Source organism: Yoonia sp. R2-816 (assembly GCF_046762905.1).
Taxonomy (GTDB): Bacteria; Pseudomonadota; Alphaproteobacteria; order Rhodobacterales; family Rhodobacteraceae; genus Yoonia.
Genome location: NZ_JBKQXN010000274.1, coordinates 1 through 2,406 on the forward strand (window position 1 = coordinate 1; position 2,406 = coordinate 2,406).

The window sequence follows — 2,406 nt, forward strand, 5'->3', positions numbered from 1 at the left end:
GCTAATCATCATCTGATTGGCCTAACGGCCAACGCGCCTTGGAACGTGCTTGCTATTTGAGGGCATCACGCCCCAAGGCGCGCCACCAAGTGGCCGACTTTTGCTCCGCCACAGTGGCAGGGTTTTACGCCGCCGTTGACAACCAGGAACTCACTCGGATCAACAGTATCATCAGCCGCGACAGGTGCATTGTTCATAACGGTCATTAAATTCTCCAATTCAATCTGTGAGCAATTGCGGTGATCTCGCCCTGGTCCTGAACCCGCCGGTGACGCGGGGGACCTGGCCAGCGTTCCAGAGTTTTGTTGCTTTTGACTTTTGCTGTCTGATTGCCCGCGAATACGTCCAGCCAATTCGTCCCGCATCCAACAATGGATCCAGATCACCAAAATGGAAAATATCGGGATTCTATATTTGAATAGGCATCAGCTATGGTGAGGCTTGCGCCGTCAGACGTTCACTTTGTCAACACGGGCCAACCCAACAGCCGATCAGTCGCAGCGAAAGCTCGTCAGGTCCCGCTCATCCGCCATTTGCCACCTGGTTTTGAATGTCCACTTCTCGGGGTTCGCAACTTACCGCACGAGGGACGCAATGGAGGAGGGCAAAAGTCTTGTAAGGGCTTATTCCGTTGAATCCGCCGCGCCCCGAACAAACGGCGGCTTCAGGTCTCGGCATCCGCGAGGGCGCGGTAGACGGTCATTCTTGAAACGCCGAGATCACGGGCGATCTGGGCTTTTGCGGTGCCCTCGCTCGCCAATCGACGGATTTCTTCATCATCAACGGATTTCCGCCTCCCCTTGTAGATACCCTTACCCTTGGCGGCTTCAATTCCGGCTTTCTGCCGGTCACGGATGAACTTGAGTTCCATGTCAGCTACCATCCCGAGAACGGTTATGACCATGCGACCCATGTCGCCAGCAGTGGTGACTTCCGGCTCAAGCACGCGGAGTGACGCGCCTTTGACATCCAGTTCATGGACCAGGTTCAGAACATCGCGGGTGGACCGACCAAGGCGGTCCAGGCGGTGGACGACCAACTCGTCGCCTTCACGCAGGAACTCCATCACCGTTGCCAGTTCGGATCGATCATCACGGGACGCACCAGAAACCGTTTCCGAACGCATGACTTCACAGCCTGCCGCCTTCAGCTTGGCTTTTTGAACATCAAGGTCCTGGCTAGACGAGCTGACGCGGGCGTATCCTATCTTCGGCATGGCAATCTGTCACATTAGGGTGGCTTGTATCCTGATACTGTAACATTAGATGTCTGACCACTCATTTGTGACATTCTGGCCTGTCACATCATCCTGTCTCCTATGAGTGTACCCATAATGTCGTTATTTGGGTGTCAGGAGCGATGTCAGATTTTCTATCCAGTCGATCGCACCAGGGATCCGCTTCCACGCACCACCAAAAGCCTCCACATACCCAGACGCCTCATCCTTGCCGCCTCTCGTGATATAGTCATGAAGTTCAATAGATGGGGTGCGTCCGGACAACATGCCTGGAACATATTGGTTAGTCTCCCAGGCGATCTGGGCAATCGCCTTAGCATCTCCAGCATCGTCAAGATATGCGACCAAGGCCCGAGTGTATTGGATATCTGCGGAGGATTCGTCCGCACAAGTAGAGAGCAACCGTTTCAGCTCGTTCATCCGTCCAGCATTGAGCAGTTTTGCCGCCAAGATATATCGGATGCCCTGATTGTCTCCCGGGTTGAGCTCGAGCATTTCCTGGAAATTCTCGATCGCTGCATCCTTCTGGCCTGTGACCCAAAGTGCTTCACCCAATCCCAAACGAGCGCGCATGTAGGGACGGGTTTCGAGAAACCCCCAGAAATGCCCTGCATACTCCTTGAACCCGTCAGATCCGAGAGCCTCTTTTCCCGCCTCTACGGCCTTTCGGTAATAGTCCAACGCCTCTTCTTGTGTTTTGGCGTGCTCTTCTGCCAGAAGATTGTAGGCGTCGGCACACAGCGGCGATATTTTCAGCGCCTTCTGAGCCAGGGCAACACGCTGCTTTGGAACAGCGTTATCCCATGCCTCATACATTATCTCCTGAGCCTGATCTAACGGATCCCTAGAGGGTGCGCCAAACGTATTTGCCATGGTCCCTTCCACGCCGCGCGGATCCGGCGCGAATGCAACGACATTGTCAGTGGTGGGCTTTTTGGGGGAAGTTTTCTTACGGGGTTTCTTCGAGGTGGGCATGAGTTTCTCCGATTATGCGGCCAAGGGCCCGAAATCGATCCGTTTGTCCAGATTGAACCGCCCCGGTTTTACCGGAGAGGGATTGGTTCAATAGTTAGGCTGCTTTTTCATCAGCGTTCAAGGTTTTGTAGAATTTCTCCTCTGCTTCTTGCGGCGTGCCATATCCGATGGCGCTGTACAGGCGGTCGGTGTTG

At 54.3% G+C, this 2,406-nt stretch carries 3 protein-coding genes; all 3 read right to left on the reverse strand.

The genetic code is table 11. From position 1 onward, the window contains the following. Positions 1-65 precede the first annotated feature (65 nt). The 3 genes from ACFWW2_RS16770 to ACFWW2_RS16780 all read right to left on the reverse strand — a co-directional run bounded on the left by ACFWW2_RS16770 (position 66) and on the right by ACFWW2_RS16780 (position 2,212). Complete coding sequence (locus ACFWW2_RS16770) at positions 66-206, reverse strand: hypothetical protein (RefSeq protein ID WP_393929804.1); 141 nt, start codon at positions 204-206, stop codon at positions 66-68. 458 nt (positions 207-664) lie between these two features. Continuing rightward, positions 665-1,216, reverse strand: a complete 552-nt coding sequence (locus ACFWW2_RS16775; protein ID WP_393929806.1) for a recombinase family protein — start codon at positions 1,214-1,216, stop codon at positions 665-667. Positions 1,217-1,339: 123 nt separating this feature from the next. After that, the gene (locus ACFWW2_RS16780) at positions 1,340-2,212 is read right to left on the reverse strand and encodes a hypothetical protein (RefSeq protein ID WP_393929808.1); all 873 of its coding nucleotides are present in this window, start codon (positions 2,210-2,212) and stop codon (positions 1,340-1,342) included. Between the last annotated feature and the right edge of the window lie 194 nt (positions 2,213-2,406).

Bases quoted from the DNA above. Each gene is read 5' to 3' on its own strand.
- ACFWW2_RS16770 (WP_393929804.1), bottom strand. From the start codon at position 206: ATGACCGTTATGAACAATGCACCTGTCGCGGCTGATGATACTGTTGAT.
- ACFWW2_RS16775 (WP_393929806.1), bottom strand. From the start codon at position 1,216: ATGCCGAAGATAGGATACGCCCGCGTCAGCTCGTCTAGCCAGGACCTT.
- ACFWW2_RS16780 (WP_393929808.1), bottom strand. From the start codon at position 2,212: ATGCCCACCTCGAAGAAACCCCGTAAGAAAACTTCCCCCAAAAAGCCC.